Raw genomic sequence first — 16,239 nt, forward strand, 5'->3', positions numbered from 1 at the left:
TTACGCTGACTGCCTATCAACAGAGGAGATATCCCATGACCATCGAACTCACCGTCTCCGGCATGTCCTGCGGTGGCTGCGCCGCCAGCCTGCAAAAAGCCCTGCTGGCCCAGCCTGCCGTCAGCACCGCCAGCGTCGACTTTGCCAGCAGCAAGGCCGTCATCGAGAGCGAACTGAGCAAGGCCGAGCTGATCGCCCTCATCGAAGCCAAGGGCTTCTCGGCGAGTTAAATTATCTCTATGTAGGTATAAAACAGGTTAAAATTCTGTACCCAGCTGTTTTTTGGTGAGAGTCATCACAAACCCCGGCAACAGAAAGCGCAAACTTGCTGCAATTTTTCTCACCTCAGAAGGATTTGCTGCATGACTCTCCCGATCCGCAAGACCCTGCTCGCCGCCGTCCTCGGCCTGACCCTCTCCCCGATGGCCATGGCCCTGCCCAACGTCCATATCCTGGCCACCGGCGGTACCATTGCCGGGGCGGGACAGTCCGCCACCCAGTCCAACTACGAGGCCGGCAAGGTGGCCATCGAGACACTGATCGCCGCCGTGCCCGAGATGAAGAACGTGGCCGACGTGCAGGGTGAGCAGGTGGTCAAGATCGGCTCCCAGGACATGAATGACGAGGTGTGGCTCAAGCTGGCCAAGCGGGTCAACGAGCTGCTGGCCAAGGATGACGTGGACGGCATCGTCATCACCCACGGCACCGACACCATGGAAGAGACCGCCTACTTCCTCAACCTGACTGTCAAGAGCGACAAGCCGGTGGTGCTGGTCGGCGCCATGCGCCCCTCCACCGCCATGAGCGCCGACGGCCCGATGAACCTCTACAACGCCGTGGTGACCGCCTCTGACCCCGCCTCCAAGGGGCGTGGCGTCATGGTGGCGATGAACGACACCGTGCTGGATGCCCGCGACGTCACCAAGACCAACACCACCGGGGTGCAGACCTTCGCCTCCCCCAACTTCGGCCCGCTCGGCTACATCCACAACGGCAAGATCGACTACCAGCGCAGCCCGGCCCGTCTGCATACCAGCAAGACCCCGTTTGACGTGAGCAAGCTCGACAAGCTGCCGCAGGTCGGCATCGTCTACAGCTACGCCAACGCCACCGATCTGCCGGCCAAGGCGATGGTGGATGCCAAGTTCGACGGCATCGTCAGCGCCGGGGTGGGTAACGGCAACCTCTACCACACCCTGTTCGATACCCTGGCCAAGGCGAGCAAGGACGGCATCCGGGTGGTGCGCTCCGCCCGTGCACCGACCGGTTCCACCACCCTGGATGCCGAGATCGATGACGCCAAATACGGCTTCGTCGCCGCCGAGACCCTCAACCCACAGAAAGCGCGGATCCTGTTGATGCTCTCGCTCACCCAGAGCAAGGATCCGGCCCAGATCCAGCGCTGGTTCCAGCAGTTCTGACCTCCTTGCCGGCATCGGCCGGCATGGGGTGATGACAACAAAAAGGGCGGGACAAGGTCCCGCCCTTTTGCATGCGATGTGGCTGGTGCCTCAGTTCGCCATCAACCAGCCGCAGAAGCCAAGATAGATCAGCCCCACCCAGGCAAGCCTGCCCGCCGTCATCCGCTCCCGACTGAACCCCCACCACAACAGCACGACCGCCAGCAACGTCACCAGCGAGGAGACCATCATGGTGCTGTCCAGCAGCCAGGGGGTGAACAACAGGCAGAACGCCTTGGGAATGGTGCCCTGGATCATCATGGCCCCCGAGATATTGGCCAGCGCCAGCCGGTGCTTGCCCTGCCGCACCCAGATCAGCACGTTCATCAGCTCGGGCATCTCGGTCGCCACCGGGCTCAGCAACAGGGCCGCCAGCACCGGCGAGAGGCCGAACAGCTCGCCCATGCTCTCCAGCTGATGAACGAACAGCTGGGCCGCCAGCGCCACCACCACCAGCGCCACCAGGGTTTGCAGCAGCACCTTGCCGAGCGCCGGGATCTCGGCACCCGGATCCAGCTTGAGGGGCTCTGGCAACTCGACCTCGTGGCTGTCGGTCTGTTTCAGCTCGCGCCGCACATAGACCAGATACACCAGCACGAACAGCGGGGCCAGCCAGGTTTTACCGGTGAAGGCCACCATGCCAAGGGCCACCGCCACCAGGAAGATGCCGACGAACCAAGCCTGATCGCGGCCTATCTCGCGCTGCACCTCGCCATCGATGGCCCTGTGCTCGCGGCTCATGCACAGCAGCAGGGTCACGCCGACGGCGGCATAGCCAATGGTGGAGAGTACCAGCGGACCGCCGAGGGCGGCGCCTATCCCGATCTGCTGCTGAGCGGGGGCATTCCCCATCAGCAATGCGGTCAGGGTGACGATGCATTCGGGCAGGGCCGTGCCGAGGGCCGCCAGCAGGGAGCCGGTGGCGCTCTGGGAGAACTTGAAGTGGTGGCCGGTCCATTCGATGCCGTTGACGAAATATTCGCAGGCCAGATAGATGGTGACGGCAGAGAGCAGAAATAACAGCAGGGTGATCAGCATGATGAGTAACCGCCAGGCGAGCAGAACAACCAATGGACCCGATACGGCTCGCCCGGCTGGCTTGCATATCGAGGCCAAAGGTCTTGCAGAGCGATGGATGCCATCGCCGCCCATGCCATGGATCTGAGGATCCAAGAATGTTGACATGAGCCCTGCCCGGATCACGGGCGGGTTGCTACTCCCCTATGACAGTGCGGGCTTTTTACCAAGTTGAGCGCCGCCTCACAAGGCAAACTAATGATCATTCACTCAACAAGTTGTAAGGGAATGTAACCGCCCTCTCCACCATCTTTGCCATCCGGATCCACTCCCCGGCCGGTGAACGCTGCGCCTTGGCACACCGTTTGCTATGAGATGACTACTGTCCACACTGATTTGGGAAGGGTGAACGATGAAACGGTGGATCCAACATTTCTATCAACTGAACCGCCTCAACTGGCTGATGGTCTGGCTGCTGCTCTGCTGCAGCATCATCCTGCTGTTTCCGGCCGGTTTGATGAAGGGGGCCGTCAGCCAGTGGGCCGCCACACACGCCGCCTGGCTCGGCGTCGGCATGCTGATCGCCATCTCCTACTTCTGCAGTCAGGGCTTCCTGATCGCCTGGGAGTGGGCCTGCGACGAGTGGCAGTCCCGCCGCCAGCAGGATCAGCTGGCCCAGATGATCTCCTTTCTCGACTTCAACGAGAAGGCGGTGCTGCGCGAGTTCGTGCTGCAACGCAAAAGCGTCATAAACTTGCCGATCACCGAGCCTGCCGTCAAAAACCTGATGGATGCCGGCGTACTGACCTATGCCTATGGCAAACCGGTGCGCGAGAAAGAGGACGAGAACCAGATCCGCGCTCTGATGATCGCCCTGCCGGCCCGGCCGCTGCTCACCTACAAGGTGCTGGGGCTGTCGCGCGGCAAGATGAGCGACGAGCAGGTAGAGCAGATCATGAATGCCAGACCCAAGTTCGCGCAGAAAAGCTTCCAGCGCTGATCTTCGTTCCCGCCAATAAAAAGAGCCGGCCCCATGGCCGGCTCTGTCATTTCTGCCCCGTTACTGGGTTCTGGCCTTGAGATAGCCGGCATAGTCCGGGATCTGCACGCTGAACGCCTGGCGCATGTGGGGGCTGTCCATGATGAAATCGGCGGTCGCCTCGTTGGTGGCGACCGGGATGTTCCAGACTGCCGCAAGGCGCAGCAAGGCCTTCACGTCCGGATCGTGGGGCACCGCATTGAGGGGATCCCAGAAGAAGATCAGCACGTCGATCTTGCCCTCGGCGATCAGGGCGCCGAGCTGCTGGTCGCCCCCCATGGGGCCGGAGAAGAGACAGGTGATGGGCAGTTGTGCCTGCTTGCCAAGCATGGTGCCGGTGGTACCGGTGGCGTAGAGGTGGTGGAGCTTGAGCTCCTCCTTGCGCCGCATCACCCAGTTCAGCAGGGGGGTCTTCATGTTGTCGTGAGCCACCAGCGCCACTCGCTTGTGGGCCGCCATCTCACGGGCGATCTGTTCCATGGACATCATCCGTAGCAGTGTTGTTTGAATAGAGCCGTATCCTAATCGAAAGCGGCGCCCGTTGCCTTGCCGGGCGCCGTAACTGTGATCACTTCGACTGTTCAATCCACTGCTGGTTCTTCTGCTCCAGCACCGAGATAGGCAGCATGCCGTATTCCAGCACATGGTGGTGGAACGCCTTGAGGTCAAAGCCTCCGCCCAGCGCCTGCTCGGCCGACTCCCGCATCCGGATCAGCGCCAGCTGGCCCGCCTTGTAGGAGGTCGCCTGGCCGGTGTAGGCCATGTAGCGCGGCACCTCGGAGCTGATGTCCCCCGCCCCCAGCGCCGAGTTCTCCTTCATGTAGTTGACGGCCTGGTCGTGGCTCCAGCCATACCAGTGAATGCCGGTATCCACTACCAGCCGCATGGCCCTCAGCATCTCCTCGTTGAGGCGGCCGAAGTACTGCAGCTGGTTGTTGAAGGCGGACGATCCCTCGACCTTCACGTCCCCCACCGCTGGATCATAGAGACCGCGCCCCTGATAGAGCCCCATGTCGTGATCCGCCAGGTATTCGGTGTAGAGCGCCCAGCCCTCCGCATAGGCGGTGTAGGAGGCGTTTGCCACGTATTGCGGGAAGTCGGGATCCTTGGCGGCCAGCTCCTGGGCGATGGTGATCTGGAAGTGGTGACCCGGCGCCGCCTCGTGGGCCAGCAGGGTGCTGATGTTCCAGCTCTGCAGACCATAGGGGTAGTAGGTGTTGAGGAAGAACTGCCCTTTGCGACCGGTCTGGGGGTTGCCGTCCTGATACCAGGCGACCCCGCCGTATGGCGCATCCGCATAGGAGACGGGCACCACCTCGTAATCCAGCTTGGGAATGGTGCGCTCGGCATCGAAGAAGTCTGGCAGTACCAGTGTCGCCTTGCTCTTGAAGGCGTTGTACTCCTGCAGTGCCCGCTCGTGTTCGGCCAGCGCCTGCTGCTGCGGCCCGCTCAGGGTCGCCCCGGCTGCATTGTCCGGGTTGAGGCCGGCCGACCAGACCGCCAGCGGGTTCTGATAGAAGAAGGCCGGCTCGTTCAGATAGCGGAAGAAGGCGTAGATCTGGCCGCTCAGCTTGGTCTGGCTCACATCGTCGCTGTCACACTTGCCAACGGTATGGCACACCTTGACCATGGCGCCGAAGATCCGCTCCACCTCGCTCAGCCCCAGCGCATGCACCTGCTCCGGCGTCATGTCGGTAGTGGTGTGCTTCTTCAGCAGCCAGCGATACCAGTCGCGCCCGTTGGTCATGCCGCAGAAACCGTCGTCGCACTCGCCGCTGCCAAGGCGCACCGCATAGGCGCCGCCGTGCTGGTAATCCAGGTAGTCGCGCAGCGCCAGATAACGGCCGTTGATGCTGTCCAGCACCCCCTTGTACTCGCTGCGCAGCGCCTCGTCCGCCTCTCCCGGCAGTTGCTGCCAGCCGAGATAGGCGCCGGCGATCGCCTCCCCATCCAGCTTGCTGTTGAGCTGGGCCAGCAGCCGGTCCACCAGCTCGTCCGGCAGGGTGTTGCCCTGGGCGCTGCCCAGTTCGAACTGGTGCTTCACCTCGGCAAGGTAGCCGTCATAGGCCTTGAGCCAGGTGAGGTGCTCCTGATACCAGGCCAATGGTGCGGTGGCGGCCCTCGCCTTGCTCGCCGGAACCGGTGCTGCGGCCGGGCGATCGATATCGCGCCGCCAGGCGGCATCCCCCGGCGCGACCCGCTCGGCCGAACTCTGCTCGAAATAGTCGAAGCCGCGCTCGACGGTGCGGGCGGCCCTGCCACTGGCCGGGGCGGCCCCCACCTCATCGGTCAGATCCACCACCCGGTTGCGGAAGTGATGGATCGGGATCTGGGATTGGGGCAGATCGTAACCCGCCAGATTGATCTGCAGATCCCAGCGGATCATGTCGTAGAACAACCGGTCCCGTTCGCTCAGCACGCTCGAGTCCAGGGCATCCAGCCGTTTGAGCAGAGAACTGTCGAGGGCCTTGCGCTTGGCGATGCTGGCGGCATCGATGGCAAAACCGTAGGGGTCGAGCGCCTGGCCTTCGCGCAGGGCCTCGTCCATGGTCTGCATTAGAGAGGCCTTGGTGGCGGCGGGATCCGCCGGGGCGTTGGAGCTGTTGTCGTTGCAGGCAGCGAGCGAGAGTGCGATGGCGCAAGCCAGCGCCAGCTTGTTGGGCAAGAAGTGCATGGTGTAGTCCTTTAACCGTTGTTATTGTTTGTCCCCAATAAGGGGTTCCAATAGTGCATCTCTCCCGCGTACTTTTTTGCGACCTGATTAACAAAAATAAGCTTACTTTTCATGGTGATAAGCCTCATGAAAAGCTATGCAGCCAGACATTAAAAAACCCGCCGCAGCGGGTTTTTTAATCGTTTTTTCATGCCATAACTATTCAGGAGCCGCCGTGATGCAGCTGGGACTGCTGGTAGTTCTCCAGCCCGATGCGATCGATGAGATCGAGCTGGGTCTCCAGCCAGTCCACGTGCTCCTCCTCGTCTTCCAGGATCTCCTGGAACAGGTCGCGGCTGATGTAGTCCTGCACCGACTCGGCGTAGGCGATGGCCACCTTCAGATCCGGGATGGCATCCATCTCCAGCGACAGGTCGCAGCGCAGCATCTCCTCCACCGTTTCACCGATGCGCAGCTTGCCCAGATCCTGCAAATTGGGCAGCCCTTCCAGAAACAGCACCCGCTTGACCAGCTCGTCGGCGTGTTTCATCTCATCGATGGACTCGTGATACTCCTTGTGACCGAGCGCCTTGAGGCCCCAGTCATCGTAGATGCGGGCATGCAGAAAATATTGGTTGATGGCTATCAGCTCATTGGCCAGCACCTTGTTGAGGTGGGCAATGATCTTGGGATCTCCTTTCATCGACAGTGCTCCTTGGTTCGTGCCTGAGGCTGAGATCCTTAGAGCTTAGTCCAGAAAAGTGACAACAAGAGGTCCGGCGAGCCAGCTCGCCTGCGGGAAGGGATTGAGAAGACGGGCCGGTTTTACCGGCGACAGGCCCTGCTCAGGCCACCTCGTAGTAGAGCGGCGCCTGTTCCAGCTCGGCCTTGTCGAGTTCGGCGGCGATGATCTCCATGGTCATGCGCACACATTTGCCACACTGGGCACCCACTTCGAGCGACTGCTTGAGCTGGCGAAACTCGGTCTTGCCTGCCTGTACCGCCTTGCGGATCTGGGAATCTGTGATGCCGCGGCACAAACAGACGTACATAGTGTTTACCTCATACTGGATTGCCATGAAATCTAAATGAGAATAGTTCGTAGTGCAAATAACGATTGGTAATAAGATCCCCCGCTTGCCAGCCATCAACCCCTTGGTGACAATGCCCTGTCACTGAGGGAAACATCATGCTCAAGAAACTGTTCACTGCCCTGTTTGGCGGCCAGCCCGCTGCGGTCGCCGAAGTCACTCCCACCGAATACGCCGGCTACCTCATCTATCCCGAGCCCATGGCCGAAGGGGGTCAGTATCGACTGGCTGGCCGCATCACCAAGGAGCTGGATGGCGTGCTGCAGACCCACCGCTTCATCCGCTCCGATCTGTTTGCCAACCCCGCCGACGCGGAGCGCTTCATGGTGCAGAAGGCACACACCTTCATCGACCAGATGGGGGATCGCATGTTCGAGCCCCGCAAACCGGCCGACAGCACCGCCTCATGATGCCGGCGGCACTCGACGAGTTGCGCCAGGCGCTGGCCCGTACCGGCGAACGGCGGCTGATCTGGCTGGAAGGTGATGAGGCCGATTGCATCGCCCGAGCCGAGGCGCTGCTGAGCGGTGCCAGCTACTGGCTGGGGAATGGCCCGAGCGAGCACCACCCGCAACCGGCGGCCAAGGCGTTGCAGCGGCTCGGTCAGGAGTGCGACACGCTTGTGTTCAATGCGTTCAGCGGTTTTCACCCCGACGCATTCGGGGCGTTGGCGGGCACCTTGCGGGCAGGCGGCCTGCTGCTGTTGCTGACTCCGCCGCGGGCCGAATGGCCAACCTGGCCAGATCCGGATCGGGTGCGGCTGGTGGCACAACCGGAAGACATGGTGCTGGCGGGTCACGGCTTTCTCGCCCGGCTGGTGCGGCTGGTGGCGGGTGACCCCGCCCTCGAGCTGACGCCCCCAGCCACGCCGACCCCGTGGCAGCCGGTTGGGCCAGCGCGGCCATTGAGCTGTGATCAAGCCCGCGCCCTGCCCGCCATCCACAAGGTGTTGCACGGTCACCGCCGCCGCCCGCTGGTGTTGAGCGCGGATCGGGGCCGCGGCAAGAGCAGCCTGCTGGGGCTGGCCGCCGCCGAGCTGCTGCGCCAGCAACCCGATCTGCAGATCGTGGTGACGGCGCCCTCCCAGGCCACGGTCGCCACCCTGTTTGCCCACGCAGCCCGTGCCCTTGAAGACGCGCCGCAACTGCTGACAGGGCTCAGCTACTGCTCGCCAGATCGGCTGGTGCACGAACCGCTGCAACCCGACCTGCTGCTGGTGGACGAAGCGGCCGCCATTCCGACCCCGCTGCTGGAAGCCATGCTGGCCCGGCACGGCCGCATCGTCTTCGCCACCACAGAGCACGGCTACGAGGGCACCGGGCGCGGTTTTCACCTGCGCTTCAAGCGGGTGCTCGATCGCGAGACGCCCGGCTGGCAGGAGATCCACCTGGCCGAGCCGATCCGCTGGAGTAGCCGGGATCCGCTGGAGCCGCTGGTGTTCCGGCTACTCGGCCTCAACGCCGAGGTCGAGACGCCGCCAGCGCCCACCCAGCCTGGTTGGCGCCGGCTCGAGCAGGATGCGCTGGCTGCCGACGAGGGGCTGCTCCATCGGGTGTTCGGCCTGCTGGTGCTGGCTCACTACCAGACCACGCCGAGCGATCTGCGTTACCTGCTGGAGAGTCCGGCCCTCGACATCCACCTGCTGGAGCAGGGCCCGCATCTGCTCGGGGTCGCGCTGGTGGCCCGGGAAGGAGAGATAGCAGACGAGCTGGCCGAGGCGATCTGGGCCGGGCGGCGGCGCCCGCGCGGCCATCTGCTGCCCCAGTCGCTGCTGGCGCACGCCGGCTTCAAAACCGCAGGCGCGCGCAGCTACGCCCGGGTGATGCGCATTGCCATCCATCCAGCGCTCCATCGCCACGGGCTGGGGTCGCTCCTGCTGGCCCACCTCGAACAGCATTATCAGGCGGCCGGGCTCGACTATCTGGGCTCCGCCTTCTCGGCCAGCGCCGACTTGTTGCCCTTCTGGCGCAAGGCCGGGCTCAAGGTGCTGCGCATCGGCCTGCAACGAGATGCCGCCAGCGGCAGCCACGCCGCCCTGCTGCTCAAGGCGCTGCAACCGGCCCGCACCGCCGAGCTGGCCGACTGGCACCAACGCTTCGTGCGCCAGCTGCCCACCCTGCTGGCGGGCGAGCTGAAAAATCTTGAATCCGAGCTGGTCTGGCAGTGCCTGCGGGATGGTGAGGCCAGCTTGAGCGGGCTCGATGGTTTTGATCAGGATGAGCTGGCCTGCTTTGCCCACCACCACAAACCGTTCGAGCTGTGCCAGCCCAGCCTGCAGCGCTGGCTGGCGGGCAACCTGACACAACTGGCAAAGCTTGACCCCGCCGAGCGGCAACTGCTGATCGCCACCATCTGGCAATATGCCGACTGGGGAGTGCTGGCAGCCAGGCTGCAACTGGCAGGCAAGCCGGCGGTCATCAAGGCGCTGCGCAGCCTGCTGGCCCGGCTGCTGCCGCCCGCTACCACTCGATAGGCTCGCCTCGCCAGTCGAGGTAACTCAGCTCGCCATCCGGCCTCAGCCGCGCCATCAGCGTCACCAGATGCGCGGCAGCCTGTTGCGGGCTGTGCAGGCTGCCGGCGGCCAGGTTGCCGTGAAACGGGCGCGAGAGCGCGGTATCCACCGTACCCGGATGAAACGCCAGCAACTTGACGCCGGGCGCCCGTCTGGCGAGCTCGATGGCGGCACACTTGAGCAGCATGTTGAGAGCCGCCTTGGCGGCGCGATAGCCATACCAGCCCCCGGCGCGGTTGTCACCGATGCTGCCGACCCGGGCACTGAGCACCGCCAGGGTACAGGGGCTCGACCCCAGCAGGGGCAGCAGCTGGCTGATCCAGCGCAGCGGCAGCAGGGCGTTGGTCTGGTAGAGCTGGGTCATGGCCTCGAGGTTGAGCGCCTCGAGCCGCTTCTCCAGCCGGATGCCTCCCTGCTGCAGCAGGCCGTTGCAGATCACCAGCCAGCGCGGCCTCGGCGCCAGCTCGCCGATGCGGGCCACCACCTCTGCCAGCTGTTCATCACTGTAATCGCAGCGTAGCCAGTGCAGCCTGCTGCTGTTGAGCTCCGCCGATTGCGGCTGGCGACTGACGGCGATGACGGGCGCGGCGCCCGCCGCCAGCCAGTGCTCGACCAAGGCGCTTCCCAGCCCCCCACCGGCGCCGATCACCACGACACTCTCTTCCATGACGAGCCCCCTTGTGGCGAGTGTGATGGCCTTCTCCATCGCCCCGCGCTTTTCCTGATAGGCTGATACGCGCCTTCCAGCCTGCGGGATCAAGCGGTTATGGAGGCGATCTTGTGTGGATCCCGCCGTCAGCGGCGGATCCATTCCTATACTGAGGGAAAACCGCAGCGGGTGCTGCCAGCGCAACCAGAAGCACGAGAGTGACCATGATGTCCAAAGACGGGGAAGAGCGTAAATCCATCCTGACCGAGAGCGGCACCAACGAGCTCGAGATCATCGAATTCCACCTCAAGAAGCAGCTGCCCGATGGCCGCGAGAAAATAGCCTATTACGGCATCAACGTCGCCAAGGTGCGCGAGGTGATCCGGGTGCCGGAGACCACCGACTACCCCAATGCCCAGCGCCACATGGTGGGGGTCTTCTCCCTGCGCGAGCGGCTGATCCCGCTGGTAGATCTGGCCGGCTGGCTCGGCATCCGTACCAACCCGGACAACAGCAACAAGGTGGTCATCGTCACCGACTTCAACAAGATGGCAAACGGCTTCCTCATCGACAGTGTCAGCAGGATCCATCGGGTCTCCTGGGAGGATGTGGAGTCCCCCAGCCAGTTCCTGGAGGCGGGCGAGAATGACTGCGTGGTGGCGGTGGTCAGGCGCGACGGCAACCTCATCATGATCCTCGACTTCGAGAAGATCATCGCCGACATCAACCCCGAACTGAGCATGGAGAAGTACGATGTGACCCAGGATCGCAAGGTCATCATCGACGATCGCATGATGGCCATGCGCCAGGCCAAAACCATTCTGGTGGTGGACGACTCCGCCTTCATCCGCAAGATGATCGAGACCACCCTGCGCACCGCGGGCTACAACGTGGTGACCGCCAAGGACGGGGGCGACGGGCTGGAGATGCTGATGGAGTTCGATCGCCTGTCGCAGGAAGAGAAGATCCCGGTGGCCGAGTTTGTCAGCGGCATCATCACCGACGTGGAGATGCCCCGCATGGACGGTATGCACCTGCTCAAGCGGCTGCGCGATACCCCCGCCTTCAAGACCACCCCCATCGTCATGTTCTCGTCGCTGATGAGCGATGACAACCGCCACAAGGCGCTGCAGCTGGGCGCCAACGACACCATCACCAAACCCGAGCTGGGCCGCATGGTCGGCATGATGGACAACTTCCTGCTCGGCATCCCCATCCCCAGACCCGGCAACCTGTGAGGCCGCCGGTCGGCCACCCAAGCAAAAGGGCGCCGAGGCGCCCTTTTGCTGCTTGATGGCTCAGCCCAGCCAGAGATAGAGCTGGTGAGCCGCCACCCCGGCGCACAGGCCGCCGATGGTGTGGGCCACGATGGCGCGAGAGATGAGATGGCGATAGCCGAGCGCATCCAGCATGGCGGTGTGGGTGCTCAAGAAACCGCTCCAGCACATGCCCATGGCGGTGAACACCGCCACCTCGTTGCCGGTGATCCAGCCCTTGCCGATGAAGGGGGGCACCAGCGACATGGCAGCCCCGACCGCCCCCAGTGAGGTGACCGGGAAGGCCACCAGCTCGGCGTGGGTGAAGCCGAACAGCAGCTCGAACAGCCAGCCCACCTTGGCCGCCAGCACCGGCAGCAGCGCCACCCCCTGGAAAGCCTCACCGCTGTAGCCCTGCTCGCCAGGGCCGAAGGTGAGCAGCATCACGAAGGTGCTGATGATGAGCACCCCGGGGATCACCGCCATCCCCAGCTCCACCCCGGACTTGCCACCGTCCAGCAGGGCGTTGAGCACCCGCAGCCAGGTCGGGGCGGCTTCCTGGCTAAGACCCGGTTTGGCCCCCACGCTTGCCACCTCGTCGGTGATCGGAGTCTCCCCCACCAGCGGGCGGATCATCCGCTGCATCAGCCGGGTCGACACCACGGAGCCGATGAGGGCGCCGAGCAGACCGATCAGCGCCGCGCTGGCGGTGGACTCGCCGCCCGGCAGTTGCAAGGTCGCCATGAAGGTCACCACGATCAGCCCCATGCCGAAGGCGGTGCCGAAGTTGGTGAGCGACACCAGCTGCCAGGGGGTGAAGCCCTTGCGAAAGCGGCTGTCCTTGGCGAGGCTGATCACCGCCGGGTTGTCGGAGAAGAAGGTCATCAGGGCTGCCAATGCGGTGCGCCCCGGCAGCCGGAACACCGGCTTCATCAGCGGTGCCAGCAGCACCTCCAAAAGGCGGATCACCCCGAACTCGCTGAGCAGCTGGCTGAGCGCGCCAGACAGCACGGTAATGCCCATGATGAAGAGCACGGTATTGAGCAACAGCTGATGGGCGGTGTTGAACAGGGTGTTGACCAGGGCGGAGAGCCCCATCTGGCTGCCGAGGTAGCCAAACAGGCTGCCGAGGATAACCAGCACCAATACCGGCTCCAGCCAGCGGCGAAGGGAGGCCGCCCCCTGGTGAGATTCTTTAACTGCTTGATTTTCCATACCAATCCTGAAATCTGTCGCTGTGTGGTAAGTATTGTTGTTATGGCACCCATAAAGCAGGAGCCCTTGTCTTGCGACAAGGGCTCCTTGAATGACTCTTCCTGCCGGCCGCGAACCCGTGCCATACGGATTGACGCTTCGCCGCGCTAGCGGCTGAACCGGGGAGGAAACACGGGTGGCCGGACGATCCTGTCCAGTCTGCCCGTCTCGCGTCAGCGCGCCGGCCCACGGCCAGCCCGGCGACGAAACGGGGCGGCAGTATAACAACTGGGGCCAGTCAGCGAAACAAGGGGGGAGACCTGCGCCTTGCCACCCCCTCGCCTGTGCTGGCCGCCAACGAACCCTACGGCTTCACCCCTTCGCTCTTCAACCACTTGCGCAGCCGGCCGTCGGCGTTGTGATAGGGCGAGGCGGTATTGAACTGGATCATTCGTCCCAGCGGCCAGCGTTCATACCAGGGGTGGCCATACAGCTCATCGTCGCTGCGCTGCCCGATCAGCTCGACGATGCTGGCCCTGGCCGCCACCAGCCGGGTCAGCAGCTGCGGGTAGGTCAGCTCCTCATAGTCCCGATAGAATTTGTGAGCCAGCCCGCCCAGCTCGTTCCATTTAAAACCGGTCTCGGGAAAATCCACCGGCAGACCCGCCGCATCCCGCTCGATCCACTTGATCACCAGCTCATTCCAGCCGATGAGGTAGGCCACCAGATTGGCCACGCTCATGCGGGTGCTCTTGCTGTGCCCCTCCATCACCGGCTCTTGTGTCAGGCCCTCGGGGACGGCCTGCAAGGCCTTGAACAGCTTGCCGAAATTCGTCTCGATGGCGAGCAGCAGCTCAGCCTTGTCAGCAGGGATCCCCATCACTTTTCTCCTGAATGCCCGCCACCCGACAAGCGGCGGGCAGATTGCCGTCCACGGCCGGCGCGGGTAAGCTCGCCCCATCGGCCATCCATCTACTCATCCAGCAGCACCATGAACGACCTCGTGACCTACATCAGGGCCATCCATCGCCAGGCGGGGCCGGCGATCATCGTCCGCCAGCAGAGTGAACAACACAGCGAGCAGGACGGGAGCGGCACCCTGACTCATCACCGGCAGACCCATTACTGGTTTGCCAACGGCGTAGTCATCTGCCACCAGCTGGAGCTGGACGAAGAGCCCTCCCCGCAGCTCTGTCCGGAGTGCTGGATCAGCTACCGGGTGGTCGTCAGCCCCATTCCCATCACACCTGCGCGCAAGCTGTTCCACAACCCCTGCCAGGAGGCCTTCTGGCTCAAGATGCAGGAGATCACGCCAGCCGGCTGACCCGCTCGACCGGCCGCCGACGCCCCATCAATACTGCTTGGTCTTGGAGGCAAACCCCGCCAGGAACAGCCCGGTCAGAAACATGCCGCAGAAGGCCTCGATGGCCGACAGCAGCTGGAGCGGGGAGGAGGTCTGGGAGATGTCGCCATAGCCGAGCGTCACGAAGGTGACGATGCTGAAGTAGAGCGAGCGGCCCAGGTGGTGGTAGGTAACCGAGGCCGGCGCCAGAAAATAGGTCAGGGTCGCCAGCAGGATCACCCCCATCGACAGCAGCAGGCTGCGGATCGGCCGCTCGCCAAAGCCCCAGGTGATGAAGCTGATGAACTTGGCGGCGCACTTCAGGTAGCACAGCAGGGTGAGCCAGCCTTTCTTGAGCAAGCCGCTGCGCAGCCAGCACTCCTTGAACAGCTCCCTCGGGCTCGCCAGCGACTTCATCTCGTGCAGCTTCTCCTTGTAGTAGCACTCGCCGGCATCGACGGTATCCCCCACGCTGGAGAAGAGCCGCTTGGCGTTGCGGTAGAGCTTGCTGGCCTCGCTGTGATCGACCCGGCCATTCTCGTTGTAGGCCACCTGCACCTTGTCCAGGTTGGTGTGTTCCATGGTGGCGTCGAAGTTCTTGGCCCGTACGTTGAAGTTTTTCAGCACCGCCCGGGAGGAGTGAAAGCGGATCTCCTCGCACTCGATGGTGAAGTCCTGAAACACCCCGTCCTCCAGCGCCAGCTCACGTTTCTTGGCCCAGGCCCTGTGGTCCCACAGCAGGGAGTCGAACAGATCGAGCCCGATCACTCCGCCGTTGACCCTCACCCCCTTGGCCGAGCAGTGCCACAGATAGACCTTGGAGTTGTTGACGGCGCCATCCAGCGAGAGTTCGTCCAGGCAGGTGAAGTCGAGCAGCCGGCCGGAGATGATGGGGCTTTTGAGTTCGACGCCGCCGATGTTGAGCAGCCGGTGCTTGCCCAGTACCTGGGCCTCCCCCTTGTTGTTCTCGGAGACCGACAGCAGGCTCTGCACCCGCTTCACCTCGTCCTTGCCGTGCTTGCCGGCCAGCCACATGCAGTAGGGTTCAAAGCGCGTCTCGGCGCGGATCAGCCCGCTCTTGCGCAGGGACTCCAGCGCGCTCGAGGCAGTCTCATAGAGCCTGATCTTGTCGTCGCTCATGTAGAGGCACAGGCTCAGCACGCAGCGGGAGCTGATGAAGCGGGCGATGCCGATCTGGAAGATCACCTGCTTGTCGATCTTCTGCTCCATCATCCAGTCGTCGAAATGGGGCAGCGACGCCACCAGCAGATCCCAGATCAGGGGATAGTCGTTGGCCCGGCGCCACTCGTTGAACTGTTCGGGGGAAAGCTGCCAAAGCTCTGTTGCATTCATGGATGACCTCGCTCAAGAAACGGTTCCGTTTGCCTGCACCGGGCCTGGTACCCGATAAGCCTGCATGACCCGAACCGGGCAGGAGACGGACTCAGCAAGCCATCATACTAGCCGAGCCGACGAAGTCACTGATGGGGAGGGGACAGGGTGAGCAATGCGACAACTTGGCGCCGGTTGGCCCATTTATTGTCCGCAGTGGATGCCAAACAGCGGCAAACGGGCAAAGAAAAAGCCCAGCATTGCTGCTGGGCTTTTGAATTGGCTCCTCCTACTGGACTTGAACCAGTGACATACGGATTAACAGTCCGCCGTTCTACCGACTGAACTAAGGAGGAATTGTACTTTGGAGACCAGATATCGCTATCTCATCGCCTTTATGGTGGTGCCCAGAGACGGAATCGAACCGCCGACACGGGGATTTTCAATCCCCTGCTCTACCGACTGAGCTATCTGGGCAAATGGTGCCGGCTACCGGAATCGAACTGGTGACCTACTGATTACAAGTCAGTTGCTCTACCTACTGAGCTAAGCCGGCACACTTTAAACCATTGTGCATGAACAAGTTTTTATTTCATGGCACCAAAATTTGGTGCCCAGAGACGGAATCGAACCGCCGACACGGGGATTTTCAATCCCCTGCTCTACCGACTGAGCTATCTGGGCGTGGGCGCTA

At 63.0% G+C, this 16,239-nt stretch carries 16 protein-coding genes, 4 tRNA genes and 1 riboswitch; of the genes, 7 read left to right on the forward strand and 13 right to left on the reverse strand.

Annotation, left to right across the window (positions count from 1 at the left end):
* The first annotated feature begins 35 nt into the window (after window positions 1-35).
* Window positions 36-230 (forward strand): heavy-metal-associated domain-containing protein, encoded by a 195-nt coding sequence (locus OKB87_RS13490; protein WP_011707532.1) that lies wholly within the window; start codon window positions 36-38, stop codon window positions 228-230.
* 132 nt (window positions 231-362) lie between these two features.
* Window positions 363-1,421 carry an L-asparaginase 2 gene (gene ansB, locus OKB87_RS13495; RefSeq protein WP_270827726.1) on the forward strand — a complete coding sequence of 353 codons (1,059 nt, stop codon included), beginning with the start codon at window positions 363-365 and terminating at the stop codon, window positions 1,419-1,421.
* A gap of 90 nt (window positions 1,422-1,511) precedes the next feature.
* Here the strand turns inward: ansB and OKB87_RS13500 are convergent, their stop codons facing one another.
* The gene (locus OKB87_RS13500; protein ID WP_043126998.1) at window positions 1,512-2,498 is read right to left on the reverse strand and encodes a sodium:calcium antiporter; all 987 of its coding nucleotides are present in this window, start codon (window positions 2,496-2,498) and stop codon (window positions 1,512-1,514) included.
* Between the two features lie 88 nt (window positions 2,499-2,586).
* Window positions 2,587-2,694: riboswitch (yybP-ykoY riboswitch) on the reverse strand.
* A 195-nt stretch (window positions 2,695-2,889) separates the two neighbouring features.
* On the opposite strand from OKB87_RS13500, the gene OKB87_RS13505 reads away from it, so the two are divergent.
* Complete coding sequence (locus tag OKB87_RS13505) at window positions 2,890-3,477, forward strand: superinfection exclusion B family protein (RefSeq protein ID WP_010635988.1); 588 nt, start codon at window positions 2,890-2,892, stop codon at window positions 3,475-3,477.
* Between the two features lie 60 nt (window positions 3,478-3,537).
* Here OKB87_RS13505 and OKB87_RS13510 read toward each other — a convergent pair whose 3' ends face one another.
* From OKB87_RS13510 to OKB87_RS13525, 4 genes are all read right to left on the reverse strand, one after another.
* Window positions 3,538-3,996, reverse strand: coding sequence for a methylglyoxal synthase (locus tag OKB87_RS13510; RefSeq protein ID WP_010635987.1), 459 nt, complete (start codon window positions 3,994-3,996; stop codon window positions 3,538-3,540).
* Window positions 3,997-4,084: 88 nt separating this feature from the next.
* Window positions 4,085-6,190: a DUF885 domain-containing protein gene (locus OKB87_RS13515; protein ID WP_270827728.1), complete on the reverse strand. Its 2,106-nt coding sequence runs from the start codon at window positions 6,188-6,190 to the stop codon at window positions 4,085-4,087.
* 202 nt (window positions 6,191-6,392) lie between these two features.
* Entirely contained in the window at window positions 6,393-6,872 is a 480-nt protein-coding gene (bfr, locus tag OKB87_RS13520; protein WP_011707537.1) for a bacterioferritin, read from the reverse strand.
* Window positions 6,873-7,014: 142 nt separating this feature from the next.
* Window positions 7,015-7,221 carry a bacterioferritin-associated ferredoxin gene (locus OKB87_RS13525; RefSeq protein ID WP_016352142.1) on the reverse strand — a complete coding sequence of 69 codons (207 nt, stop codon included), beginning with the start codon at window positions 7,219-7,221 and terminating at the stop codon, window positions 7,015-7,017.
* A 137-nt stretch (window positions 7,222-7,358) separates the two neighbouring features.
* Between OKB87_RS13525 and OKB87_RS13530 the strand changes: the two genes are divergently transcribed.
* Both OKB87_RS13530 and OKB87_RS13535 read left to right on the forward strand, forming a co-directional pair.
* Entirely contained in the window at window positions 7,359-7,670 is a 312-nt protein-coding gene (locus OKB87_RS13530; RefSeq protein ID WP_011707539.1) for an HlyU family transcriptional regulator, read from the forward strand.
* Window positions 7,667-9,733 carry a tRNA(Met) cytidine acetyltransferase TmcA gene (locus OKB87_RS13535; RefSeq protein WP_270827729.1) on the forward strand — a complete coding sequence of 689 codons (2,067 nt, stop codon included), beginning with the start codon at window positions 7,667-7,669 and terminating at the stop codon, window positions 9,731-9,733. Before OKB87_RS13530 ends, OKB87_RS13535 begins: the two co-directional genes overlap by 4 nt.
* Here the strand turns inward: OKB87_RS13535 and OKB87_RS13540 are convergent.
* A complete protein-coding gene (locus tag OKB87_RS13540; RefSeq protein ID WP_270827730.1) occupies window positions 9,720-10,439 on the reverse strand; it encodes an SDR family NAD(P)-dependent oxidoreductase in 720 nt (239 codons plus the stop codon). The two genes, OKB87_RS13535 and OKB87_RS13540, sit on opposite strands and share 14 nt — an antisense overlap.
* A 206-nt stretch (window positions 10,440-10,645) precedes the next feature.
* Between OKB87_RS13540 and OKB87_RS13545 the strand changes: the two genes are divergently transcribed.
* Entirely contained in the window at window positions 10,646-11,659 is a 1,014-nt protein-coding gene (locus OKB87_RS13545; protein WP_011707542.1) for a chemotaxis protein, read from the forward strand.
* A 60-nt stretch (window positions 11,660-11,719) separates the two neighbouring features.
* On the opposite strand, the gene OKB87_RS13550 is transcribed toward OKB87_RS13545, so the two are convergent.
* The gene (locus OKB87_RS13550) at window positions 11,720-12,892 is read right to left on the reverse strand and encodes a CD0519/CD1768 family membrane protein (protein WP_270827731.1); all 1,173 of its coding nucleotides are present in this window, start codon (window positions 12,890-12,892) and stop codon (window positions 11,720-11,722) included.
* Window positions 12,893-13,235: 343 nt separating this feature from the next.
* Window positions 13,236-13,751: a ClbS/DfsB family four-helix bundle protein gene (locus tag OKB87_RS13555; RefSeq protein WP_270827733.1), complete on the reverse strand. Its 516-nt coding sequence runs from the start codon at window positions 13,749-13,751 to the stop codon at window positions 13,236-13,238.
* Window positions 13,752-13,862: 111 nt separating this feature from the next.
* Between OKB87_RS13555 and OKB87_RS13560 the strand changes: the two genes are divergently transcribed.
* Complete coding sequence (locus OKB87_RS13560) at window positions 13,863-14,195, forward strand: hypothetical protein (protein ID WP_270827735.1); 333 nt, start codon at window positions 13,863-13,865, stop codon at window positions 14,193-14,195.
* 27 nt (window positions 14,196-14,222) lie between these two features.
* On the opposite strand, the gene OKB87_RS13565 is transcribed toward OKB87_RS13560, so the two are convergent.
* The 5 genes from OKB87_RS13565 to OKB87_RS13585 form a co-directional block, all read right to left on the reverse strand.
* Entirely contained in the window at window positions 14,223-15,566 is a 1,344-nt protein-coding gene (locus tag OKB87_RS13565; protein ID WP_270827736.1) for a potassium channel family protein, read from the reverse strand.
* A 259-nt stretch (window positions 15,567-15,825) separates the two neighbouring features.
* A tRNA-Asn gene (locus tag OKB87_RS13570) sits at window positions 15,826-15,901 on the reverse strand.
* Window positions 15,902-15,946: 45 nt separating this feature from the next.
* Window positions 15,947-16,022 (reverse strand) — tRNA-Phe (locus tag OKB87_RS13575).
* Window positions 16,023-16,025: 3 nt separating this feature from the next.
* Window positions 16,026-16,101: transfer RNA gene (locus OKB87_RS13580), tRNA-Thr, on the reverse strand.
* 52 nt (window positions 16,102-16,153) lie between these two features.
* Window positions 16,154-16,229 (reverse strand) — tRNA-Phe (locus OKB87_RS13585).
* Window positions 16,230-16,239: the final 10 nt, after the last annotated feature.

Origin of the sequence: Aeromonas sp. Y318-1, assembly GCF_027706125.1 — a bacterium.
Classification (GTDB): Bacteria; Pseudomonadota; Gammaproteobacteria; order Enterobacterales; family Aeromonadaceae; genus Aeromonas; species Aeromonas hydrophila.